This window comes from Mesorhizobium sp. WSM4832, from assembly GCF_055811115.1.
In genome coordinates, this window is record NZ_JBVVQH010000012.1 from 132,880 (window position 1) to 156,283 (window position 23,404).

Consider the following 23,404-nt stretch of genomic DNA (forward strand, 5'->3'; position numbering starts at 1 on the left):
CTGTCAGGCCAACGCGACCTCGTATCGGGCAAAATGCGAGTCCGATGTCAGAATGGTCAGGTTTTCTATTTGCGCTTGTGCAATCAGCAACCGGTCAAAGGGATCGCCGTGGTGGGTTGGCAGGTCGCCGACTGCATGCGCGTGCTGGAAGGTAACGGCCAGCGGTTGAAATCGCATCCTTGGAAGCAATGCCGGAAGGTCGTCTGGCGCTTCAAGTTTTCTAATTGAACGTTTGATCGCAATCTCCCAAACGCTCGCCGCGCTTGCGAACACCACTGCTTCTGAAGCCAAGATAGCGCGGTAGTGCTCGCTGAGACGTCGATCGTCCGAAATAGACCAAAGAATGATATGTGTATCGGCGAGAAATGGGCCGATTGTCATTTCACGTACTCGTCCCATTCAGGGCCAAGTTCGTCAAAATCGTCCGCAATCCAGATCTTGCCCTTCAAGGCGCCAATGCGAGGCAGGAGATCTTCCTTCGCCGGCGGCACAAGCCTAGCGGCGATCTTGCCGTGGCGTGTGAGCACAATCTCCTCGCCGGCTTCCGCGCGACTGACGAGTTCCGAAAGTTTGGCTTTTGCTTCCGCGATAGAGATGTTCATGGTTCGACCTTTCTGACCATTATTTAGGTCATAATTGATCGAGCCGCAAGCCGGCCCGGCGTTACGCCGCCTTGCCGTCCAGCTTGATCACGCCGCGCTTGATCTGGTCCTGCTCGATCGACTCGAACAGCGCGCGGAAATTGCCTTCGCCAAAGCCTTCGTCGCCCTTCCGCTGGATGAACTCGAAGAAGATCGGCCCGATCACAGTCTTCGAAAAGATCTGCAGCAGGATCTTGGTCGTGCCGCCGTCGACGACGCCTTCGCCGTCGATGAGGATGCCGTGCTTCTTCATGCGCTCGATCGGCTCGTCGTGGCCATTCACGCGCTCGTGCGACATCTCATAATAAGTGTCGGGCGGGCCGGGCATGAACTTCAGCCCGTTGGCGGCGAGCTTGTCGGTGGCGTCATAGATCGCGTCGGTACCGACGGCGATGTGCTGGATGCCCTCGCCATTGTACTTCTTCAGATACTCGGCGATCTGGCTGGTCTCGTCCTTGGACTCGTTCAGCGGAATGCGGATCTTGCCGCAGGGCGAGGTGATGGCGCGGCTGACCAGGCCGGTGATCTTGCCGTCGATGTCGAAGAAATGGATCTGCTTGAAGCCGAACAGGTCGCGGTAGAAATCCCACCATTTGTCCATGTTGCCGCGATAGACATTGTGGGTGAGGTGGTCGAGGTAATAGAAGCCGACGCCTTCGGGCTTTGGGTCGCGCTCGCCCAGCCACTCGAACTCGGCGTCATAGGCCGAGCCCTTCTCGCCATAGGTTTCGATGAAATAGAGCAGCGACCCGCCAATGCCGACGATAGCCGGCACGTCGAGCGCCTTGTCGGTGCCTTCATAGGGCGTGGCGCCTTTCGACACGGCATGGTCGAAGGCGTGCTTGGCATCGACCACGCGCCAGGCCATCGAGGCCGCGCAGGGGCCGTGCTTTTCGACGAACTTCATCGCATGCGAGCCGGGCTCGGCATTGACGACATAGTTGATGTCGCCCTGCCGCCAGACGGTGATGTCTTTGCTGCGGTGCTTAGCCACCGCGACATAGCCCATGCGGGTGAAGAGTTCGGCGAGTTTTTCGGGCTCCGAATGCGCGAACTCAACGAACTCGAAACCATCGGTGCCGGCGGGGTTTTGCTTGCTGATTTTCGCAGGCGGTGCGTCGTGCGGGAAGGGGCCCATGGCAGTCCTCCGAAAAGCTGTTGCGGCCGTGCCTGGCCAACTTGCACCATGATAGCGCGGGGGCATCGCACGGTGCTTGCATTCAACCGCTTGAAATGCTCATGATGTGCGTAAGTTGTGCAGGTATGGAGGAAAATCCATGAATGACGTGCGCGTTGACCAATTTGACCGCAAGATAATGGCGCTTCTGCAGGAGGATGCGCGATACACCAACAACGACCTTTCGGAGCGCGTGAACCTGTCACCCTCGCAATGCTCGCGCCGCCGCCAGCGGCTTGAGGACGACGGCTATATCAAAGGCTATCGAGCAGTGCTCGACCGCGATCGTCTCGGCTTTTCGCTGGTCAACGTCATCTCGGTGACTTTAGCCACCCACAACCGCGACAATGCGCGGCGCTTCGGCGAACTGGTGGCGCGCCTGCCCGAGGTACAGGAGGCGCATGCGCTGACCGGCGAGATGGACTACATCCTGAAGGTGGTGACGCCCGATCTCAAATCACTGTCGGAGTTCGTCAACGGTGTTCTGCTGCCGCACGAATCCGTGCAGCACGTGAAGACGGCGATCGTGCTGGAGACGTTGAAGGAAACCGGCGCGCTGCCGATTTAGTTTTCGCGGATTTCTTGGACATGCTGGAGGAGTGTGAAGGAACACCAGCATTCGCGACTGATGGCCTTCCATAGCCTAAAAACGGTCACCCCTTCTGCTGCTGGATCAGCCCATAAAGGTTGGTGCAGCGCGCGCCGGACCGGCAATAGGCGAACACCGGGCCTTCGAGCTCATCGAGTGCCTTGGCCTGGTCCTCGACATTGTCCATGGTGATCTGGCCGCTGATGACCGGGATGTAGCGAAACGCAAGCCCTGCGGCTTCCGCTGCGGACTGAACGCTCTCGGCCGAGGGTTGGCCCGGCTGCTCATCGTTCGGCCTGTTGCAGATCACGCTTTTGAAGCCGGCGTCCTTGATGGCGGCGATGTCGTCGGGTTGGATCTGGCCGGAGACCGAATAATCGTCGCTGATCTGGCGGTATTCCATGATGTCGTCCTCGCGATCTCTTTGGCGGCAGTCTTGCCACTCCGGAAGAGGGGCGGCAATCCGCATTGAAGGAATTCCCTGCCAAATAGCGATCTCCGATCGAAAAATCCAACCGGGCCGATCCTGGCCCGGTTGGATGCCGAACCGCTCAGCTCCCCAGGATCGCGCCTTTGATCTGCGTGATGTTGTTGTGCATCATGTCGATATAGGTCGCGGCCGGGCCGTCGGGCTGCGACAGCGCATCCGAATAGAGCGTGCCGCCGACCTTAATGCCGGTCTCGCCGGCGATCTGCTCGATCAGCCGCGGATTGGTGATGTTCTCGACAAAGATCGCCGCCGCCTTGTCCTGCTTGACCTGCTCGACCAGCTTGGCGACGTCGGCGGCCGATGGCTCGGAATCGGTCGAGATGCCCTGCGGCGCCAGGAACGTCAGCCCGTATGCGTGCTCGAAATAGCCGAAGGCGTCATGCGAGGTGATGACGACGCGCTTGGCTTCGGGGATCGACTGGATCGCCGCTTTCACTTCGCCTTCCAGCGCATCGAGCTTGGTGGTGTAGGCGGCGGCGTTGGCCTTGTAGCTGTCGCAGCCTTCGGAGTCGGCCGTGCAAAAAGCGTCGGCGATGTTCTGCACATAGATCTTGGCGTTGGCGATCGACTGGAACGCATGCGGGTCGGTGACCGTCTTGCCGCCGGCGGTATCCGCGCCCTCGGCCGCGTCGGCATCGGCGAATTCCGGCTTGAAGTCGATCGGCATCACGCCCTTGGTGAGTGTCACGATCGATGCCTTGGTGGCGCTGGCATCGACCAGGCGCTGCAGAAAACCTTCGAAATGCAGGCCGTTGACCAGCACGATATCGGCACCCGCCATCGCAACGGCATCGGCCGGGCTCGGCTCATAGACATGCGCGTCGCCATCCGGCCCGACGATGGTGGTGATGTTGACCCGGTCGCCGCCGACATTTTTCGCGAAGTCGGCAATGACGGTGAAGCTCGCCACCACTTTCAGCGGCGCGGCGAAGGCCGATGATGTCGCGAAGGCGCTTAATGTTATAACGCTCATTGCGAGGGCGGCACGAAAGGATTTCAACATTGGGCAGTCTCCTTGCTTGGGGATGGGGATCAGGCGGTCCGGTGGCGGTGATGCACGATGCGGGCACGCAGCACGCCGCGCGTGCCGAACAGGATCGAGCAGAAATAGACGACGCCGGCCGAAAGGATGATGGCCGGGCCGGAGGGCAGCGAGGCATGATAGGACAAAAGCAGTCCCGCAATGCAGGAAGCAAAGCCGATCAGCACCGCCAGCACGCACATCGGCTCGACGCGCATCGTCCAGAAGCGGGCGGCCGCCGCCGGCAGCATCATCAATCCGACCGAGAGCAGCGTGCCCAGCGCCTGGAAGCCGCCGACGAGGTTGAGCACGACCAGCCCGAGGAAGATGAAATGCACCGGGCTGCCCATGCGGCTTACCGAGCGCAGGAACAGCGGATCGAGGCATTCGGCGACCAGCGCGCGCCAGAAGACGGCCAGGCTGGCGAGTGTCACCACCACGATGCCGCCGATCAGGATGAGCGCCTCATTGTTGAGCGCCAGCACGGTGCCGAACAGCACATGCATCAGATCGACGCTGGAGCCGCGGATCGACACCATCAGCACGCCAACGGCAAGCGAGATGAGATAGAAGGCCGCCATCGAGGCGTCCTCGCGCTGGATGGTGAAGCGCGATACGGCGCCCGCGCCGAGCGCCACGATGATGCCGGCGATCAGCCCGCCGACGGTCATCGGCAGGATTTCGAGGCCATAGAGCAGGAAGCCGGCGGCGGCGCCCGGCAGGATGGCATGCGCCATGGCGTCGCCCGACAGGCTCATGCGCCGCAGCATCAGGAAGACGCCGACCGGGCAGGCGCCGAGCGACAGCATCAGCGAGCCGAACAGTGCCCTCTGCATGAAAGCGAAGTCGGCAAAGGGCGCGATGAACAGGCCGTAGAGGAAATCCATCACGCCGCCCTCGGTCCTGAGCCATGCTGATGGTCGTGGTGGTGATCGTGAGCATGATCGTGCCCGTCGCCATGATCATGATCGTCGGGCTCGCACCATGGCGCGTTCTCTTCCCACGCCTCGTGGAAGCGCCGCGCCTTGAGCAGGTTTTCCGGCCGCAGCGTTTCCTTTGTGTCTCCCCAGGCGACCGGCTGGCGGGCAAGCAGCAGCGTCTCCGGGAAATTCTGCCGCACGAGATCGAGGTCGTGCACCACGACCATGATCGTGCGCTCCTCGCCATGCCAGCGTTTGATCAATTGGATCAGGTCGCCGACCGTCTTGGCGTCGACCGCATTGAAAGGCTCGTCGAGCAGGATGAGGTCGGCGTCCTGCAGCAGCACGCGGGCAAACAGCGTTCGCTGCAACTGGCCGCCGGACAGCGTGTCGATCGGCCGCTTCTCGAAGCCGCCCAGCCCGACCGCCATCAGCGCCTTGCTGACGGACTCGCGGTCTTCCCTGGTGTAGCGGCCGAGCATACCGCGCTTCGGCCATAGTCCGAGCGAGACGAGGTCGACCACCCGCGCCGGGAAGCTGCGGTCGAGCTCCGACTGCTGCGGCAGGTAGGCAGCGCGCACGCCAGGCATGCGGACCACCGCGCCTTCCATCGGTTTGAGCACCCCGACAATGCCCTTCATCAACGTCGACTTGCCCGAGCCGTTGGCGCCGACCACCGCGGTCAGCGAGCCTTTGCGGACGACGCCGTTCAGGTGATGGATGGCGGGATGGCTGTTGTAGCCAAGCGTCAGGTCGCGGAAGGTCAGGCAGGCATTGGTCATCAGGCGTCGGTCCGCGAAATCGAGTGTGTCGTCGATATGTGATGTTATTACATTAGTCAACATGGCGGTCCGGCGGAATTGTGTCACCGCCGCTCAACTCGCCGTGTATGCGGGTGGGCGCGGATCAGACGATTGGCTCAATTGGTTTCACCTCCGCCGGCCTTGCTCCAAGCCGGCATGGACTCTAAACAGGCGCGACGCTGAAAAGAAGGAACCTCTCGAATGAGCATTCGTCGCATCGATGTCGGCCCGCGCATGAGCCAGATCGTCATCCACGGCAACACCGTCTATCTGGCCGGCCAGGTCGGCGAGCCCGGCGGCAACGTCGCCTCGCAGACGCGCGACATTCTCAAGACCATCGACGAATTGCTGGCCAAGGCCGGCACCGACAAGACCAAGATCGTGCAGACAATCATCTGGCTGGCCGACATGGGCACCTTCGCCGAGATGAACTCGGAATGGGACAAATGGGTGCCGCAGGGCCACACCCCGGCCCGCGCCACCGGCGAAGCCAAGCTCGCCGGCCCGGAATATCTGGTCGAGATTATTGTTACGGCGGCGCTGTAAGGCGGCGTTGCAGCTGCCAATCTCCCCCACAAGGGGGGAGATCACTCATCCCTGCGACGGCGTGAACCGCGCCACCAGCGTGTGGCTTTCCGCCGGATAGACAAACCGCACATGCGTCACCGGATGCTCGGCGCTCCAGGTGCGGCGCTCGACCACCAGGCAGGGCGCGCTCGCGTCGATGTCGAGCGCATCGGCGATGGTGTCGTCGGCGGCCATGGCGCGGATGCGGTGCTCGGCCTCGCTCCAAGGCACGCGGCCGATCAGCCAGGGGCCTGGAGCGATATCGAGAAACTCTTCCTCGGCAGCCTCGGCCACGGCTGAAAGGTTGATCAGCCGCTGCTCGAGCGCGAATGGCCGTTCGCCGGCAAAATGCAGGCCTTCGAGCGCGAGCACCGGACCCGGTGCGGAAAGCCCGAGCAGCGAACGATCCTCGGCGCTGCTGCGCCGTCTCAGCCGCTCCAGCCGCTCATAGCGATAGGGCAGGCCGAGCGCCTCGACCTCGATCCTGATGTCATGCAGTTCGAGCACCGCCGCCTGCGATTGCGGCTGGCGTACGAAACTGCCGGAACGGCGGCGGCGCTCGATCAATCCGGCCTTGGCGAGCTGCGAAAGCGCCTTGTTCACCGTCATGCGCGAGCAATTATAGTGAGCCGTCAGTTCGTGCTCGAAGGGAATGCGATGGCCCGGCGCCCAGGCGCCTGACAGGATCTTTTCGCGGATGTCGGACAGGATCCGCTGGTGCAGCGAGACGCTCTCGCCGCCCTCGATGTCATCTGCCTCGACAAGGCTCATCGGATGTTCCTGTTCAGCCCTGCGACAATGCGGTCATGACTTCACGGAACCGCGCGGCAACCGCCTCGCGCTTGGCATGCCTGCCCCGGCTGACCTGCCTCTTGCCATGCACCCAGACGCAATCGACCCTGCTGCCATTGGCAAAAATCCAGGCGTCGAGGATCGCATCGCCCGTCTTGCCGGCCAGCGAGGGATGGTTTTGGTCGAGCGAGACGAAATCGGCCGGACCGCCTGCGGCAATCCGCGACGGGCCGGCGCCGAGCGCCTGGCTGCCGCCGTCGAGCGAAGCGTCGAACAGCGCGCGCCCCGTCGAACCGCCGGCGCGCGCCATGACGTTGCGGGCGCGGTGGGCGAGGCGCTGCGAATATTCGAGTTGCCTCAGCTCGTCCGGCAGACCGATCAGCACATTTGAATCGGAGCCGACGCCGAAGCGCCCGCCATGCTGGATGAACAAGGGGGCCGCGAAAGTGCCGTCGCCAAGATTGGCCTCGGTGATCGGGCAGAGCCCGGCGATCGCGCCGGTCCGGGCCATGGCGGTCGTCTCGGCCTCGGTCATGTGCGTGGCGTGGATCAAGCACCAGCGCTTATCCACTGATGCCTGGCCAAGCAGGAACTCGACTGGACGCTTGCCCGACCAGGCGACGCAGTCCTCGACTTCCTTTACCTGCTCGGCGACATGGATATGGACCGGCCCGTCCGGCGCCATAGCGGCGACTGCATTGAGTTCGTCCGGCGTTGCGGCGCGCAGGCTATGCGGCGCGACGCCGACGACAGCCTGCTCCAGCGAACGAACAGCCTCGCGGCTTTTCTCAAGCAGGCGCCCGAAACGCTCGACATCATTGATGAATCGCCGCTGGCCTTCGTTTGGCGCGGCACCCCCGAAGGACGAATGAGCGTAAAAAACCGGCAGCAGCGTCAGGCCGATGCCGGTGTCGGCGGCGGCAGCCGCGACCCGCTCGGCCATCTCGGCGATATTGGCGTAAGGCTGTCCGTCGCGGTCATGATGCAGATAGTGGAACTCGCCGACGCGCGAGAAGCCGGCCTCCAGCATTTCGACATAAAGCTGCGCCGCGACCGCCTCGACCTGGTCGGGCGTCATCGACAGCGCGAAGCGGTACATCACCTCGCGCCAGCTCCAGAAACTGTCCGCCGAAGGACCGCGCAATTCGGCGAGGCCCGCCATGCCGCGCTGGAAGGCGTGGCTGTGCAGATTTGGCATGCCGGGCACGACGATGGCATGGCGCTCGTCGCCGGCTTGCGCGGAAGCGCCGGCCTCTACTGCGGCGATGCGGCCGCCATCGAAGGAGATCCTCACATTGCCCTGCCAGCCGCCGGGCAGCAGCGCCTGTTCCGCAAAGATCGCCGTCACTTGGCCCTCCAAATCTCGATGCGCGGGCGACGATAGCACTTGCGTCGCGTTTCAATATGTATATACATAATCGTCATCCTTTCAAATGGAAAAGATGATGGGTGGAGCAAGCAAGAAGAGCGGCCTTCGGGTCTGGCGCAATGCGCGTCTGGCGACCATGGCCGACGGCGCGGCCGGTCTCGGTATCGTCGAGAAAGGCGCGGTCGCCGCACGCGACGGGATCATTACCTATGCCGGTCCTGAGGCCGATATGCCGGCCTCAGTCGGGCAGGGCGCCGAGGTCGTCGATTGCGCGGGCCGCTGGATCACGCCCGGCCTGATCGACTGCCATACCCATCTTGTCTATGCCGGTAACCGCGCCAACGAATTCGAGATGCGGCTGGCCGGCGCTACTTACGAAGAAGTGGCCCGCGCCGGGGGCGGCATCGTGTCCTCGGTCAAGTCGCTGCGCACTGCCAGCGAAGACGAGCTGGTAGCCCAGACGCTGCCACGTCTCGATGCGCTGATGGCTGAAGGCGTCACCACCGTCGAGGTCAAATCGGGCTACGGCCTCGATGCCGACAATGAGAAGAAGTCGCTGCGCGCCGCCCGCCGTCTGGCCTCCGAGCGTCCCGTCACGGTCCGCGCCACCTGTCTGGCCGCCCACGCCCTGCCGCCGGAAGCCAAGGGCGACAAGGATGCGTTCATCGACCTCGTCGCCGGCACGATCCTGCCGCAGGTCGCCGCCGAAAAGCTCGCCGACGCTGTCGACGGTTTTTGCGAGGGCATTGCCTTCTCGCCGGAACAGATGGCGCGCGTCTTCGACAAGGCCAAAGCGCTGGGTCTGCCCGTAAAACTCCACGCCGACCAGCTTTCCAATCTGCATGGCGCAGCACTTGCCGCGCGTTATGGCGCGCTGTCGGCCGACCATCTCGAATACACGGACGAGGAAGGCGCCGAAGCGATGGCCAAGGCCGGCACCGTGGCGACCATCCTGCCCGGTGCCTATTACTTCATCCGCGAGACGAAGAAGCCGCCGGTCGATCTGTTCCGCCGCCACGGCGTGAAGATGGCTGTCGCCACCGACAGCAATCCCGGCACCTCGCCGCTCACCTCGCTGCTGCTCACCATGAACATGGCCGCGACGCTCTTTGGCATGACTGTCGACGAATGCCTGGCCGGCGTCACCCGCGAAGCGGCGCGCGCGCTTGGTCTGCTCGATAGCACAGGCACGCTGGAAGCCGGCAAATCGGCCGACCTCGCCATCTGGGACATCGAGCGCCCGGCCGAACTCGTCTACCGCATGGGCTTCAACCCGCTCCATGCCCGTATCTGGAGAGGACAATGACCGAACTTACCCTGAAGCCCGGCAGCGCGACGCTTGCCGACTGGCGCGCCATCTATCGCGGCGTCATGCCGAGGCTGGACGAAGCCTGCCGGCCGAAGATCAAGGCGAGTGCCGAAGCGGTTGCCCGCATCGTCGCCAAGGGCGAGCCGGTCTATGGCATCAACACCGGCTTCGGTAAGCTCGCCAGCGTCCGTATCCCGGCTGACGATCTCGAAACGCTTCAACGCAACATCGTGCTTTCGCATGCCGCCGGCGTCGGCGAGCCGATGCCGGTCGCGGTGGTGCGGCTGATGATGGCGCTGAAGCTCGCCAGCCTCGCCCAGGGCGCGTCCGGCGTGCGGCCTCAGACCATCGAACTGCTGCAAGCCATGCTCGCCAACGACGTCATCCCCGTCGTGCCGGCGCAAGGTTCGGTCGGCGCTTCCGGAGACCTCGCGCCGCTTTCGCATATGACGGCCGTCATGATCGGCGTCGGCGAGTGTTTCACGCCGCATGGCCGTTTCCCGGCCAAGGTGGCCTTCGTCTCGCATGGGCTTGAGCCGGTGACGCTCGGCGCCAAGGAAGGCTTGGCGCTGCTCAACGGCACCCAGTTCTCGACCGCCTTCGCGCTCGCCGGCCTGTTCGAGGCCGAGGTGCTCTACCAGTCGGCGCTGGTTGCCGGCGCGCTGTCGACCGACGCCGCCAAGGGCTCCGACGCGCCCTTCGATCCGCGCATCCATCTTTTGAGGAAACATCGCGGCCAGATCGAGACGGCGGACGCGCTGCGCAATCTGATGGCCGGCAGCGCCATCCGCGAATCGCACCGCGTCGGCGACGAGCGCGTGCAGGATCCGTATTGCCTGCGCTGCCAGCCGCAGGTGATGGGCGCGGCGCTCGACGTGCTGCGCAAGGCTGCCGATACGCTCGAGACCGAGGCCAACGGCGTCACCGACAATCCGCTGATCTTCGCCGAGGACGACTCAGCACTTTCGGGCGGCAATTTCCACGCCGAGCCGGTGGCTTTCGCCGCCGACATGATCGCGCTTGCGGTCTGCGAGATCGGCTCGCTGTCGGAACGGCGCATCGCCATGCTGGTCGATCCCGCGCTGTCCGGCATGCCTGCCTTCCTGACGCCGAAGCCCGGCCTGAATTCCGGCTTCATGATTCCCCAGGTGACGGCGGCGGCCCTCGTTTCGGAAAACAAGCAGAAGGCTTACCCGGCGAGCGTCGATTCGATCCCGACTTCGGCCAACCAGGAAGACCATGTCTCGATGGCGGCACACGGCGCGCGCCGGCTGCTCGGCATGATCGAGAATGCGACCGCCGTCATCGGCATCGAGTTGCTGGCCGCGGCCCAAGGCTGCGATTTCCACCAGCCGCTTGCGTCCAGCGAAGCTCTGGAAGCCGTGCGCAAGCTGGTTCGGGCCGAGGTGCCGCATCTCGACAACGATCGGCATTTCCATCCCGACATGGAAAAGGCAATCGCCATGGTGCGCAGCGGCGCCGCGGTGAAGGCGGCGAGTGCGGTGGCGTTGCCGTCGATTGCGGGAGCGGCATGATGGTCACGCCATCCTGGCTCACCGTCACCCGCGGCACCGCCCCCTTGCTGGTCTCGATCCCGCACACCGGCATCGACCTTGCCGGCCTCGACTCCCGGTTGGTCTCGACCTGGCTGGGGCGCCGCGACTGCGACTGGTGGATCGACAAGCTCTATGATTTCGCCGCCGGGCTCGACGCGACCGTCGTGCACACCGCCATCTCGCGCACCGTCATCGACGTCAACCGCGATCCGTCCGGCGTCTCGCTCTATCCCGGTCAAACCACGACCGGTCTCTGCCCCACCGAGACTTTCGACGGCGATCCGCTCTACCGCATGGGCGAGGAGCCGACGCCGTCCGAGATCGACCAGCGCCGCGAAACCTATTTCGTGCCCTACCACGCTGCCCTGCAGGCCGAGATCGACCGGCTGCGCGGCATGCACGAAAAGATCGTGCTCTATGATTGCCATTCGATCCGCTCTGTCCTGCCGCGCCTGTTCGAAGGCACGCTGCCGGTCTTCAACCTCGGCACCAATGACGGCAAGAGCACCGATCCGGTGCTGCAGGAGAAGGTATCCACGATCCTCGCCGCGACCGGCGAGACCTGGGTGGTCAACGGCCGCTTCAAGGGCGGCTGGATCACCCGCAGCTTCGGCCAACCCGGGAACGGCGTCCACGCGCTGCAGATGGAGCTCTCCAATCGCGGTTACATGCGCGAGCCGGCCGGGAAGGGCACGCCCGAGAGCTGGCCGGTGCCCTATGACGAGACCTATGCCGCGCCGATCCGCGCCACGCTGAAGACCATCCTCGAAACCGCCATTGAATGGGCCGGGCGCTGACGCGCCGCCCTATTCGAAAGGGACAATGATGAACGATCCCCGCCACAACATCCGCGAAGTGCGCAGCCCCCGCGGCGACAAGCTCAATGCCCGCTATTGGACGACAGAGGCGCCGCTGCGCATGCTGATGAACAACCTCGATCCGGAGGTCGCCGAGAACCCGAACGAGCTGGTCGTCTATGGCGGCATCGGCAGGGCGGCGCGCACCTGGAACGATTTCGACCGCATCGTCGCTTCGCTGAAGACGCTGGGCGAGGACGAGACGCTGCTGGTGCAGTCGGGCAAGCCGGTCGGCGTCTTCAAAACCCATGCCAACGCCCCGCGCGTGCTCATCGCCAACTCCAACATCGTGCCGCATTGGGCGACCTGGGAGAAGTTCAACGAGCTCGATAAGAAGGGCCTGATGATGTACGGCCAGATGACGGCCGGCTCCTGGATCTACATCGGCACGCAAGGCATCGTTCAGGGCACCTATGAGACTTTCGTCGAGGCGGGCCGCCAGCACTACCACGGCAACCTCAAGGGCAGGTGGATCCTGACCGGCGGCCTCGGCGGCATGGGCGGCGCCCAGCCTCTGGCCGCCGTCATGGCCGGCGCTTGCTGCCTCGCCATCGAATGCAACCCGGATTCGATCGATTTCCGCCTGCGCACCCGCTATCTCGACGAGAAGGCCGAGACGCTCGACGAGGCGATGGCAATGATCGAGCGCTGGACCAAGGCCGGCGAGGCGAAGTCGGTCGGCCTGCTCGGCAACGCGGCCGAGATCGTGCCGGAGATGTTCAGGCGCGGCATCCGCCCGGATATGGTCACCGACCAGACCTCGGCGCACGACCCCATCAACGGCTATCTGCCCAAGGGCTGGACCATGGCCGAGTGGCGCGAGAAGCGCAGCTCGGATCCGAAGGCCGTCGAAAAGGCTGCCCGCGCCTCGATGCGCGAGCATGTCGAGGCGATGGTGGCGTTCTGGAACGCCGGCGTGCCGACGCTCGACTACGGCAACAACATCCGCCAGGTCGCCAAGGACGAAGGCTTCGAGAACGCCTTTGCCTTTCCGGGTTTCGTGCCGGCCTATATCCGGCCGTTGTTCTGCCGCGGCATCGGCCCGTTCCGCTGGGCAGCACTCTCCGGCGATCCGGAAGACATCTACAAGACCGACGCCAAGGTGCGCGAGCTCACCCCCGGCAACACCCATCTGCACAACTGGCTCGACATGGCGCGCGAGCGCATCTCGTTCCAGGGCCTGCCGGCGCGCATCTGCTGGGTCGGCCTCGGCGACCGCCACCGGCTCGGCCTCGCCTTCAACGAAATGGTGGCCAAGGGCGAGCTCAAGGCGCCTGTCGTCATCGGCCGCGACCATCTCGATTCCGGCTCGGTCGCCTCGCCGAACCGCGAGACCGAGGCGATGAAGGACGGTTCCGACGCCGTTTCCGACTGGCCGCTGCTCAACGCGCTGCTCAACACCGCGTCGGGCGCCACCTGGGTGTCGCTGCACCATGGCGGCGGCGTCGGCATGGGCTTCTCGCAGCATGCCGGCATGGTCATCGTCGCCGACGGCACGGCTGACGCGGCAAAGCGCCTGGAGCGCGTCTTATGGAACGATCCGGCGACCGGCGTCATGCGCCATGCCGACGCCGGCTACGACATCGCGATTGACTGCGCGAAAGAGCACCAGCTCAACCTGCCGGGCATTCTGGGCTAAAACGATGCGCATCCTTCGTGCCGCCGGCTACCGCGTCATGCCGTGGAAGAATGGCGGCGGCACGACCACCGAGATCGCCGTCTCGCCCGACGGCGCCGGGCTCGAAGATTTCGAATGGCGCGTCTCGATGGCCCGCGTCGAAACCAGCGGGCCGTTCTCCAGCTTCGCCGGCATCGACCGCACGCTGTCGGTGCTGGAAGGCGAGGGGATTGTCCTCGACATCGCCGGCCGGCCGTCGGCGCGGCTGACCGCGGCCTCAGTGCCGCTCGCCTTTCCGGGCGACGTGCCGACCGGTGCGGCGCTGATCGGCGGTCCGATCACCGACCTCAACGTCATGACCCGCCGTGGCCGCATGGCCCATAAGGTCGAGCGCAGGGTGTTCTCCGGCGAGTTTCGCCTTACGCCGCAGGCCGACATCACGCTCGTTTTTGCCGTCGACGGCGGCGTCACGCTGTCCACGGACGATGCGCCGAGCCTCGGACCGCTCGATACGCTGATCCTCGATCGGGGCGGCCAGGAATTGCGGCTTCAACCCAAGGGGCAGGGCCTGCTTTTCGTGATCGAGCTGCACCGCCTCGCCGCTAACCATTAACGGCTGTTGCCAAACATGATCGCTGCTCGGGCGAATTATCGCCCGGCCCCTTGCATGTATCACGAAAAAGCCCGAATCCTTGCCCTGATCCAACCGGGGGCGGAGAGCGAGGGGCGTTCGCCCACAAGCTGTCGAAAGGGCACGCCCCTGTCGTGGTGCGCAAGACAAACTTTCGGCCAAGCAGTCATGCAACCAATTGCAATTGAGCCGGTTTTAGGGGCATTGCCGTGGCGGTGACGCCGCATTGCGCCCCGCCTTACGGAATTTTCAATGAACATTCAGACGAATCCCAACAAGATCGAACAGACGAGCGCCGGCTTCCCGATGGCGACGGACGCCCCGATACGCTCCAATTTCCTGCCTGAAGACCGGTTGCGCGCCTTGGGCGTCGCGTTGGCCAAGGGCGAGGTCAAGGAATTGTTCGGCCTCGCCCCGTTCGAATTCCAGGCCCGCATCCGCGACAGCGCCAAGAAGATCCTCGAAGTCTACCGCTCGACCAATGCCGCCCAGGCCAAGGGCGAGACCATCACGCCGGCCGCGCAATGGCTGCTCGACAACAATTACCTGGTCGAAGAGACCATCTTCCAGGTCAAGCGCGACCTGCCGCGCAGGTTCTATCGGCAGTTGCCGACGCTCACGCTCGGCGACGGCACGGTGCTGCCACGCGCCTTCGTCGTTGCCTGGAGCTATGTCGAGCATTCCGACAGCTCGGTCTCGGCCAACATGTTCAAGGCCATCGTCGAGGGCTTCCAGTCGATCGAGCCGATGAAGATCGGCGAGCTCTGGGCGCTGCCGTCGCTGCTGCGTTTCGTGCTGATCGAGAACCTGCGCCGCATCGCCGTGCGCGTCGATCGCACCAGGCAGATGCGACACATCGCCAACGAGATCGCCGACCGCGTGCTGGCGACCGACGACAATGCCGACCGGACAAGAATCCTGTCGACCTACAGCGCGCATGCACAGGACACCACTTTCGCCACCCAGTTGCTCTACCGCCTGCGCGACGGGTCCCAGAATGCCGGCCGCGCGCTGGAATGGCTGGAAGGCGAGCTGGAAAAGACCGGCTCCGACGCCGAGGAGATCATCATCTCCGAGCATCAGACGCTCTCCAGCGGCAATGTCACCACCGGCAACATCATCCGCGGCCTGCGCCTCATCAACGACGTCGACTGGACGGTCTGGTTCGAAGGCGTCAGCCGCATCGACACGCTGCTGCGCGAGCGCACCGATTTCGCCGACCTCGATTTCTTCTCGCGCGACCAGTACCGCACGGCGATCGAGCAGCTGGCGCGCCGCTCCGACCTGTCCGAATACCGGGTGGCCGAGAAAGCCATCGAGCTTGCCGGCCACACGCCCGGCCTCACCGACGCGTCCGGCGTGCCCGAAACCGCCGACCCCGCCGTGCACACCGACGTCGGCTTCTTCCTGGTCGGTCCGCGCCGGCAGGAACTGGAAAAGGCGATCGGCTACCGGCCGCCTTTCTATGTGACCTTCAAGCGCGGCTTCGCCAGTGCCGGCTGGCTGGGCATCGTCGTGCCGGTCTTCCTGTTGACGGCGCTGCTGCTGGTTCTGTCGGGAAGGGCGCTGGCCAATCTCGGCCTGTCGGTGGAATCGATCACGCTGATGCTGGCGCTGTTCGCGGTGCCGGCCAGCGAAGGCGCGCTGGCCTTCTTCAACACCGTGGTCGCGCTGTTCCTGAGACCGACCAGGCTTGTCGGCTACGACTACAACAAGCACGGCATTCCGGCCGAGGCGCGCACGCTGGTCGTTGTGCCCTCGCTGATCGGCTCGCGCGACGATGTCGAGGAAAATATCCGCAACATCGAGGTGCATCACCTCGCCAATACGGCGGCAGAGATCCGTTTCGCTCTATTGTCCGACTGGCCGGATTCAAAGACGGAGATCGACGCCGCCGATATCGAGATCCTGCAATATGCCCGCGACGAAATCGCCAGGCTCAATGCCCGCTATCCGTCGGAAGGCTCGCCGCGCTTCTATCTCTTGCATCGGCGCCGGCTCTACAACCAGGCGCAGGGCTGCTGGATGGGCTGGGAGCGCAAGCGCGGCAAGCTGCATGAGCTGAACCTTCTGCTGCGCGGCGACAGCGACACCACCTTCCTGCCTTTAGACGTGCCACTGCCGGAAACGGTCGTTTACGTGATGACGCTCGACGCCGACACGCGCACCACGCGCGACGCTGTTTCGAGCCTTGTCGGCAAGCTCGCCCATCCGCTGAACCGTCCGCATTTCGATCCGGTCAAGCGCGTCGTCAGCGCCGGCTACACCATCCTGCAGCCGCGCATCACCGCTTCGCTCACCAGCGGCGACGATGCCTCCTTCTTCCAGCGCGTCTTCTCCGCCAATCGCGGCCTCGACCCGTATGTTTTCGCCGTCTCCGACGTCTATCAGGACGTCTTTGGCGACGGTTCCTTCACCGGCAAGGGCCTCTACCATGTCGATGCCTTCGAGGCGGCGCTGAAGGACCGCATCGACGAGAACACCATCCTCAGCCACGATCTGCTCGAAGGCGCGCTGGCGCGCGCGGCGCTGGTCACCGACGTCGAGCTGGTCGAGGACTATCCGACCCGCTACTCGGTCGACGCCTCGCGCCACCACCGCTGGGCGCGCGGCGACTGGCAGTTGCTCGGCTATATCTTCGATCCGCGCTCCGGCGTCCCGGCGATGTCGCGCTGGAAGATGGTCGACAACCTGCGCCGCTCGGTCACCCCGATCTTCTGGGTCATGGCCTGCGTCGCCGGCTGGACGCTGCTGCCCTTCACCCAGGCGGCGCAATGGCAGGCGCTCTTGATCCTCAGCCTGTTCATGGCGCCGACCTTCGACATCGTGAACGGCATCCTGCCGAAGAGCGGCGACCAGACGCCGCGCGGCCATTTCTCCGCTTTGGCCCGCGACACCGTGTTCGGCACCGCCCTGGTGGCGCTCAAGGTGCTCCTGATGGCGCATCTCGCCTGGATGATGGGCGATGCCATCGTCCGCACCATCTACCGTCTCTTCGTCAGCCGGCAGAACATGCTCGAATGGCGCACCGCCTCGCAAGCACACAAGAGCGGCGGCAGCGATATCAGCGCCTACTACAGCATGATGTATGGCGCGGTGATCATCGGCGTCGTCGGCCTTGCAATTCCTGTGCTGGCCGACTCCACCGGCGCCTTCGTCGCCTTCTTCTTCGCCATCTTCTGGATCGCTTCGCCTGCCGTCGCCTGCTGGATCAGCCGCTCGGCCGAGACCGAGGACAGGCTGCGCATCTCGGCGGCCGACATCCATGCGCTGCGCACCTTCGCGCGCCGCACCTGGCATTATTTCGAGACCTTCGTCACGCCCGAGCATCATCATCTTCCGCCGGACAATTTCCAGGAAAGCCCGGCGCCGGTTGTGGCGCCGCGCACCTCGCCGACCAATATCGGCGTCTATCTGCTCTCGGTGGTGTCGGCGCGCGATTTCGGCTGGATCAGCTTGTCGGACGCCATCACCCGCATCGACGCCACGATGACCACCATCGAGAACATGCCGCGCGACCGCGGCCATCTCTACAACTGGTATGACACGACGACGCTGAAGCCGCTTTATCCGCTCTATATCTCGGCGGTCGACAGCGGCAATCTCGCCGGCCATCTGGTCGCGGTGGCGGCGTCCTGCGCCGAATGGGCCGAAGCGCCGTCGGTCCATCTGCAGGGCGATTTCGAAGGCATCATCGACACCGTCAGCATTCTCGACGAGAGCCTGGACGAATTGCCGGACGACCGCAGGCAGCTGCGGCCGCTGCGCCAGCGCCTTGCCGATCGTCTCGACGGCATGCGTCGCGCCGTGGCGACCATCAAGGCGCAGCCCGAGATGGCGTCGATCCGCACCATCAACCTTGCCGTGCTGGCGGGTGAGATACGCAAGCTCGCCACCGCCATCCACACCGAGGCGGCCTCGCCGAAGAGCGATGTCATCGCCGACTGGGCGGAACGGCTGGAAGCGACCTGCGAGGCGCATGTGCATGACTCGCATAATGACGAGAGCGCGGTCGCCGCATTGCGCGCCAAGTTGCTCGCTTTGCGCGAGCGCTGCCGCCGTTATGCCTTCGAGATGGATTTCTCCTTCATGATGCGGCAGGAGCGCAAGCTGCTGTCGATCGGCTTCCGGGTCGAGGACCGCCAGCTCGACGAGAGCTGCTACGACCTGCTCGCCTCCGAGGCGCGGCTCACCAGCCTGTTCGCCATCGCCAAGGGCGACTTGCCGACCGAGCACTGGTTCCGTCTCGGCCGGCCGATCGTCGAGATCGGCTTCCAGGGCGCGCTGATGTCCTGGTCGGGCTCGATGTTCGAGTACCTGATGCCGCCGTTGGTGATGAAGGAGCCCCAGGGCTCGATCCTCAACCAGACCAGCAAGCTCATCATCAAGCGCCAGATCCAGTATGCGCGTTCCAAGAACGTGCCCTGGGGCATTTCGGAAGCGGCCTACAACGCCCGCGACCGCGAGCTCACCTATCAGTACACCAATTTCGGCGTGCCCGGCCTCGGCCTGAAGCGCGGCCTTGGCCAGAACACCGTGATCGCGCCCTATGCGACGATCCTGGCGGCGCAGTTCAGCCCACGCGAGGCGGTGCAGAACCTGCAGCGGCTGCGCTCGATCGGGGCGCTTGGCCGCCACGGCTTCTACGACGCGGTCGACTTCACGCCGCAGCGCGTGCCCGAAGGCACCGACCACGCCGTGGTGCAGAACTACATGGCGCACCATTCCGGCATGTCGATCGCCGCTGTCGCCGACGCTATTTTCGAGGGCCGGCTGCGCGAGCGTTTCCACAGCGACCCGGTGATCGAATCCGCCGAGCTTCTGTTGCAGGAGAAGGCGCCCCGCGACATTCCGACAGCAACCGTCAGGACAGAAGCCGACGAGCGTTCAAAGGACGAGACCGAGACCGAGAGCCCCGACAGCCGCGTTGTCCTCGACCCGATCAAGGCGCTGCGGGCGACCAACGTCATGTCCAACGGCCGCTATTCGGTCATGGTCACCGCCACCGGCTCCGGCTACAGCCGCTTCGGCGAGCTTGCCGTCACCCGCTGGCAGCCGGATCCGAGCGAGGATCGCCTCGGCTCCTACATCTTCCTGCGCGACATCACGACGGGCGACTGGTGGTCGGCCACCGCCGAGCCGAAGCGCGCCGAGGGCGAACGCGTCCAGACGCTGTTTGCCGACGACAAGGCAAGCTTCACCAAGACGGTGGGCTCGCTGCGTTCCGAAGTCGAATGCATTGTGATCTCCGAAGGCAATGGCGAGGGCCGCCGCATCACGCTCTACAATGACGGCGCCACCGACCGGCATATCGAGGTGACCTCCTTCGCCGAGCTGGTGCTCGGCAACGAGGCCTCGGACAACGCGCATCCGGCGTTCTCCAAGATGTTCATCGAGACCGAGATCGCCCCGAACAATGGCGCGATCTTCGCCACAAGGCGCAAGCGCGACAACAACGATCCCGATCTCACCATGGTGCATTTCGTCACCGACCCCGCGGGTCCGTCGCGCGACGCCGAGGCCGAGACCGATCGGCGCGCCTTCATCGGCCGTGGCCGCACCATCGCCGATGCCGTCGCCTTCGACCCCGGCGTCAGGCTTTCCGGCAGCCAGGGCTTCACGCTCGACCCGGTGGCGGCGCTGCGCCGCCAGGTGCGCGTGCCGGCCAACAAGAAGATCTCGCTGACCTTCTGGACGGCAGTCGGCGCCAATCGCGGCGATCTCGACGAGGCGATCGCCCGCCTTGACCACCAGGAGAGCTTTGCCCGCCAGGCCATGCTTGCCTGGACGCGCAGCCAGGTGCAGACGCGTCATCTGGGCCTGAGCCTCACCGACGCCGCCAATGTGCAGAAGCTGGCGCGCTATCTGATCTATCCCGATCCGTTCCTGCGCCTGCCGGCGGAATCCATCGCCTCCGGTCTTGGCCGTCAGTCGAGCCTGTGGCCGACCAGCATCTCCGGCGATTACCCGATCTTCCTCGTGCGCATCGGCGATGTCGCCGACCTCGAGATCGTCGCTCAGGCGCTCCGCTTCCAGGAATACATGCGCGCCCGCGGCATGATGATCGACTTCGTCGTCGTCAACGAGCAGGCCTCGTCCTATGTGCAGGACCTGCAGCGCGCGGTGGAGACGCTGTGCGAGAACAGCCGCCTGCGCGGCCGCGAGCTAGGCCCCCGCCAGCACATCTTCGCGGTGCGCCGCGACCTGATGGACGAGCCGACCTACAAGACCTTGCTGTCGGTGGCGCGCGTCGTGCTGCATACGCGCAATGGCACGATCTTCGACCAGCTCGAACGCGCCGAGACCGCGGCCCTCCAGGCCCGCGATGCCTTGCTTCAGGCGGAAGGCGGCACGCCGCGCGACCCCATTGCGCCGTTGCCCTTGCCGGTGCCTGCAAGCAAGGGCGGAGCCGACATCGCCGCCGACGGCGGCGGGCTGAGCCTGTGGAACGGTTTTGGCGGCTTTGACGGCGACGGCCGCCACTATGTGACGCGATTGACCGGGAGGCGTTCGACGCCGCAGCCCTGGATCAACGTGATCTCCAACCCCTCCTTCGGCTTCCACGTCTCGGCGGAAGGTGCCGGCTTCACCTGGAGCCGCAACAGCCGCGACTACCAGCTGACGCCATGGTCGAACGACCCGGTGTCGAACCGGCCGGGCGAGGGCTTCTATGTCTTCGACCACGCCAGCGGCAAGGCGTTCTCGCCGATGGCTGCGACGGTTCGCGATCCGTCGATGACCTATGAGACCTGGCACGGCCAGGGCTTCTCGACTTTCCGCTCGAGGCGAGGTCCTCTGTCGATGGACCTCACGCAGGTGGTCGACCCCGCCGATCCGGTGAAGATCACCCGGTTGCGCATCCAGAACTCCGGCTCCATGCCGGCGCGGCTGCGCGTCTATGCCTATGCCGAATGGGTGCTGGGCGGCCACCGCTCGCGCACTGCGGCGACCATCGTGCCCACGCGGGACGAGGCGACAGGCGCGCTCTTGGCGCAGAACCCCTATGGCCTCGACTTCGGCGAACGGGTTGCTTTCCTGGCGGCCGCCCACACCGTCCATTCGGTGACGGCAGATCGCAGCGAGTTCATCGGCAGGCATGGCACGACCGAGTATCCGCAGGCCGTGCTTGGCGGGGTTGCGCTCTCCGGCCGCATCGAGGCGGGCGACGATCCGTGCGCGGTCGTCGCCAGCGACATCGACATTCCGGCTGGCGGCGACGTCACGCTGCTCTGGCTGCTTGGCGACGCGTCCACGCCCGCCGAGGCAAGCGCGCTGGTGCAGGCCCATCGCGGCAAGGATTTCGATCGGCGGCTGGCCGACAACGAAAAGGCCTGGCGCGGCTTCCTCGACACCATCCAGGTCGAGACGCCCGACGTGGCGATGAACGCCATGGTCAACCACTGGCTGCCTTACCAGAGCCTGGCCTGCCGCATCCGCGCCCGCTCTGCCTTCTATCAGGCGAGCGGCGCTTTCGGCTTCCGCGACCAGCTGCAGGACACACTCGCCCTTCTGGCGCATGACCCAAAGCTGGCGCGCGACCAGATCCTCAACGCCGCGCGACGGCAATTCCCGGAAGGCGACGTGCAGCACTGGTGGCTGCCGCGCACCGATGCCGGGGTGCGCACCATGATCTCGGACGACGTTGTCTGGCTGGCGCACGCGACGGCCCGCTATATCGAGGTGACCGGCGACGCCGCGATCCTCAAGGAGCCATTGCCGTTCATCGACGGACAGCAGCTCGGCGAGGGCGAGCATGACGCCTTCTTCACGCCGGAGATCACCAAGAACACCGCACCGCTCTATGACCATTGCGCGCGGGCGCTCGATCTCGCGATCAAGCGCAGCAGTCCTGCCGGCCTGCCGCTCATCCTCGGCGGCGACTGGAACGACGGCATGAACCGTGTCGGCGAGGGCGGCAAGGGCGAGAGCGTTTGGCTGGGATGGTTCCTGTTGAAGACGCTCACGGACTTCGCGCCTGTCGCCAAGGGGCAAGGCGATACCAAGCGGGCACAGGCCTGGGTGAAGCATGCCGACGCACTGAAAAGGGCGCTGGAAAGCACCGCCTGGGACGGCCAGTGGTACCGGCGCGGCAGCTTCGACGACGGTACGCCGCTCGGCTCGCACGATTCCGACGAGTGCAAGATCGATTCCATCGCCCAGTCCTGGAGCGTGCTGTCGGGCGAGGGCGATCCCGCGCGCTCGACGACGGCTATGCAGCAGGCGACCAAGATGCTGGTCGATGACGAGCTCAAGATCGTCAAGCTGTTCACGCCGCCCTTCTCCAAGAGTGAGAAGGACCCTGGCTACATAAGGAGCTACCCGCCGGGCGTGCGCGAGAATGGCGGCCAGTACACCCATGCCGCGACCTGGTTCGTCATCGCGCTGGCCGAAATGGGCCGCACCGATGAGGCCTATCGCTGCTTCTCGATGCTGAACCCGGTCAATCACGCTTCGGACGAAGCGGCGGCAGAACACTACCGTGTCGAGCCCTATGTCGTGGCAGCCGACATCTATGCCGGCGAGGGCAAGGGCGGCCGCGGCGGCTGGACCTGGTATACGGGCTCGGCCGGCTGGCTTTATCGCGCGGCGGTGGAAGGCATCCTCGGCATCGAGCGGCGCGGCAAGGAGATCACGTTTAGGCCGAAGCTGCCCGGGCACTGGGACGGCTACGCTGCGACGCTCAAGATGTTCGACGGCGAGATCAAGGTTCGCGTCATCCGCGACAAAAAGACCAAGTCGATCTCGCTTGAAGTCGACGGTTCGAAGAAAAAATCGACCTCCTTTGAGCCGAAAGCGGGTGGCAAGACCGAGGTCGTCGTCAAGATACCTGCGTAATATCAAAGACTTGGCTTGTTGGCTGGACACCCTTCTGGGTGCGCGGCCAAGCTTGGCCTTTTACTTGGCGCGGATGCCGCGCCAGGTCCCGTCCGCTCTTTAGGGCCCGCTAAGCAAGCAGCTTGTGATTAAAAATGTGGCAGCGCGGGACAGCTGCCATTATTTTGCCGCAAGGCTGACATTTCACCTTTTATCTCAAACCGTTAGGTGATCACGCCAGATTTCGCAC

At 64.7% G+C, this 23,404-nt stretch carries 17 protein-coding genes; 8 read left to right on the plus strand and 9 right to left on the minus strand.

The genetic code is table 11. The features are described 5' to 3' along the window. Window positions 1-3: 3 nt before the first annotated feature. The 3 genes from AC0L2L_RS18325 to hppD form a co-directional block, all read right to left on the minus strand. The gene (locus tag AC0L2L_RS18325) at window positions 4-381 is read right to left on the minus strand and encodes a type II toxin-antitoxin system VapC family toxin (RefSeq protein WP_473579970.1); all 378 of its coding nucleotides are present in this window, start codon (window positions 379-381) and stop codon (window positions 4-6) included. After that, window positions 378-602 carry a type II toxin-antitoxin system Phd/YefM family antitoxin gene (locus AC0L2L_RS18330; RefSeq protein ID WP_292471605.1) on the minus strand — a complete coding sequence of 75 codons (225 nt, stop codon included), beginning with the start codon at window positions 600-602 and terminating at the stop codon, window positions 378-380. The genes AC0L2L_RS18325 and AC0L2L_RS18330 overlap by 4 nt, the downstream gene beginning before the upstream one ends. A 61-nt stretch (window positions 603-663) precedes the next feature. Continuing rightward, complete coding sequence (gene hppD, locus AC0L2L_RS18335) at window positions 664-1,779, minus strand: 4-hydroxyphenylpyruvate dioxygenase (RefSeq protein WP_473579971.1); 1,116 nt, start codon at window positions 1,777-1,779, stop codon at window positions 664-666. A 139-nt stretch (window positions 1,780-1,918) separates the two neighbouring features. On the opposite strand from hppD, the gene AC0L2L_RS18340 reads away from it, so the two are divergent. Beyond that, window positions 1,919-2,386 (plus strand): Lrp/AsnC family transcriptional regulator, encoded by a 468-nt coding sequence (locus AC0L2L_RS18340; RefSeq protein WP_473579972.1) that lies wholly within the window; start codon window positions 1,919-1,921, stop codon window positions 2,384-2,386. An 85-nt stretch (window positions 2,387-2,471) separates the two neighbouring features. Here AC0L2L_RS18340 and AC0L2L_RS18345 read toward each other — a convergent pair whose 3' ends face one another. The 4 genes from AC0L2L_RS18345 to aztA form a co-directional block, all read right to left on the minus strand. Continuing rightward, on the minus strand, window positions 2,472-2,810 hold the full coding sequence (locus AC0L2L_RS18345; RefSeq protein WP_473579973.1) for a protein tyrosine phosphatase family protein: 339 nt from the start codon (window positions 2,808-2,810) through the stop codon (window positions 2,472-2,474). 148 nt (window positions 2,811-2,958) lie between these two features. Next, complete coding sequence (aztC, locus tag AC0L2L_RS18350; RefSeq protein WP_473579974.1) at window positions 2,959-3,900, minus strand: zinc ABC transporter substrate-binding protein AztC; 942 nt, start codon at window positions 3,898-3,900, stop codon at window positions 2,959-2,961. A gap of 29 nt (window positions 3,901-3,929) precedes the next feature. Further along, window positions 3,930-4,805, minus strand: coding sequence for a zinc ABC transporter permease AztB (gene aztB / locus AC0L2L_RS18355; RefSeq protein ID WP_027168037.1), 876 nt, complete (start codon window positions 4,803-4,805; stop codon window positions 3,930-3,932). After that, entirely contained in the window at window positions 4,805-5,620 is an 816-nt protein-coding gene (aztA, locus tag AC0L2L_RS18360) for a zinc ABC transporter ATP-binding protein AztA (RefSeq protein ID WP_473579975.1), read from the minus strand. Before aztA ends, aztB begins: the two co-directional genes overlap by 1 nt. A gap of 222 nt (window positions 5,621-5,842) precedes the next feature. On the opposite strand from aztA, the gene AC0L2L_RS18365 reads away from it, so the two are divergent. Then, a complete protein-coding gene (locus tag AC0L2L_RS18365; RefSeq protein ID WP_473579976.1) occupies window positions 5,843-6,187 on the plus strand; it encodes a RidA family protein in 345 nt (114 codons plus the stop codon). A 45-nt stretch (window positions 6,188-6,232) separates the two neighbouring features. Here the strand turns inward: AC0L2L_RS18365 and hutC are convergent, their stop codons facing one another. Both hutC and AC0L2L_RS18375 read right to left on the minus strand, forming a co-directional pair. After that, window positions 6,233-6,979, minus strand: coding sequence for a histidine utilization repressor (gene hutC, locus AC0L2L_RS18370; protein WP_473579977.1), 747 nt, complete (start codon window positions 6,977-6,979; stop codon window positions 6,233-6,235). Between the two features lie 13 nt (window positions 6,980-6,992). Beyond that, window positions 6,993-8,348: a formimidoylglutamate deiminase gene (locus AC0L2L_RS18375; protein WP_473579978.1), complete on the minus strand. Its 1,356-nt coding sequence runs from the start codon at window positions 8,346-8,348 to the stop codon at window positions 6,993-6,995. A 97-nt stretch (window positions 8,349-8,445) separates the two neighbouring features. On the opposite strand from AC0L2L_RS18375, the gene hutI reads away from it, so the two are divergent. From hutI to AC0L2L_RS18405, 6 genes are all read left to right on the plus strand, one after another. Further along, window positions 8,446-9,675: an imidazolonepropionase gene (gene hutI / locus AC0L2L_RS18380; RefSeq protein WP_473579979.1), complete on the plus strand. Its 1,230-nt coding sequence runs from the start codon at window positions 8,446-8,448 to the stop codon at window positions 9,673-9,675. After that, window positions 9,672-11,213 (plus strand): histidine ammonia-lyase, encoded by a 1,542-nt coding sequence (gene hutH, locus AC0L2L_RS18385; RefSeq protein ID WP_473579980.1) that lies wholly within the window; start codon window positions 9,672-9,674, stop codon window positions 11,211-11,213. The genes hutI and hutH overlap by 4 nt, the downstream gene beginning before the upstream one ends. Then, entirely contained in the window at window positions 11,210-12,031 is an 822-nt protein-coding gene (gene hutG / locus AC0L2L_RS18390) for an N-formylglutamate deformylase (RefSeq protein ID WP_473579981.1), read from the plus strand. The genes hutH and hutG overlap by 4 nt, the downstream gene beginning before the upstream one ends. A 25-nt stretch (window positions 12,032-12,056) precedes the next feature. Then, the gene (hutU, locus tag AC0L2L_RS18395) at window positions 12,057-13,730 is read left to right on the plus strand and encodes a urocanate hydratase (RefSeq protein WP_473579982.1); all 1,674 of its coding nucleotides are present in this window, start codon (window positions 12,057-12,059) and stop codon (window positions 13,728-13,730) included. A gap of 4 nt (window positions 13,731-13,734) precedes the next feature. Continuing rightward, complete coding sequence (locus AC0L2L_RS18400; RefSeq protein WP_473579983.1) at window positions 13,735-14,322, plus strand: HutD/Ves family protein; 588 nt, start codon at window positions 13,735-13,737, stop codon at window positions 14,320-14,322. 270 nt (window positions 14,323-14,592) lie between these two features. Next, window positions 14,593-23,175 carry a glycoside hydrolase family 94 protein gene (locus AC0L2L_RS18405; protein ID WP_473579984.1) on the plus strand — a complete coding sequence of 2,861 codons (8,583 nt, stop codon included), beginning with the start codon at window positions 14,593-14,595 and terminating at the stop codon, window positions 23,173-23,175. The last annotated feature ends 229 nt before the right edge of the window (window positions 23,176-23,404 follow it).

Bases quoted from the DNA above. Each gene is read 5' to 3' on its own strand.
- AC0L2L_RS18325 (WP_473579970.1), bottom strand. From the start codon at position 381: ATGACAATCGGCCCATTTCTCGCCGATACACATATCATTCTTTGGTCT.
- AC0L2L_RS18330 (WP_292471605.1), bottom strand. From the start codon at position 602: ATGAACATCTCTATCGCGGAAGCAAAAGCCAAACTTTCGGAACTCGTC.
- hppD (WP_473579971.1), bottom strand. From the start codon at position 1,779: ATGGGCCCCTTCCCGCACGACGCACCGCCTGCGAAAATCAGCAAGCAA.
- AC0L2L_RS18340 (WP_473579972.1), top strand. From the start codon at position 1,919: ATGAATGACGTGCGCGTTGACCAATTTGACCGCAAGATAATGGCGCTT.
- AC0L2L_RS18345 (WP_473579973.1), bottom strand. From the start codon at position 2,810: ATGGAATACCGCCAGATCAGCGACGATTATTCGGTCTCCGGCCAGATC.
- aztC (WP_473579974.1), bottom strand. From the start codon at position 3,900: ATGTTGAAATCCTTTCGTGCCGCCCTCGCAATGAGCGTTATAACATTA.
- aztB (WP_027168037.1), bottom strand. From the start codon at position 4,805: ATGGATTTCCTCTACGGCCTGTTCATCGCGCCCTTTGCCGACTTCGCT.
- aztA (WP_473579975.1), bottom strand. From the start codon at position 5,620: ATGACCAATGCCTGCCTGACCTTCCGCGACCTGACGCTTGGCTACAAC.
- AC0L2L_RS18365 (WP_473579976.1), top strand. From the start codon at position 5,843: ATGAGCATTCGTCGCATCGATGTCGGCCCGCGCATGAGCCAGATCGTC.
- hutC (WP_473579977.1), bottom strand. From the start codon at position 6,979: ATGAGCCTTGTCGAGGCAGATGACATCGAGGGCGGCGAGAGCGTCTCG.
- hutI (WP_473579979.1), top strand. From the start codon at position 8,446: ATGGGTGGAGCAAGCAAGAAGAGCGGCCTTCGGGTCTGGCGCAATGCG.
- hutH (WP_473579980.1), top strand. From the start codon at position 9,672: ATGACCGAACTTACCCTGAAGCCCGGCAGCGCGACGCTTGCCGACTGG.
- hutG (WP_473579981.1), top strand. From the start codon at position 11,210: ATGATGGTCACGCCATCCTGGCTCACCGTCACCCGCGGCACCGCCCCC.
- hutU (WP_473579982.1), top strand. From the start codon at position 12,057: ATGATGAACGATCCCCGCCACAACATCCGCGAAGTGCGCAGCCCCCGC.
- AC0L2L_RS18400 (WP_473579983.1), top strand. From the start codon at position 13,735: ATGCGCATCCTTCGTGCCGCCGGCTACCGCGTCATGCCGTGGAAGAAT.
- AC0L2L_RS18405 (WP_473579984.1), top strand. From the start codon at position 14,593: ATGAACATTCAGACGAATCCCAACAAGATCGAACAGACGAGCGCCGGC.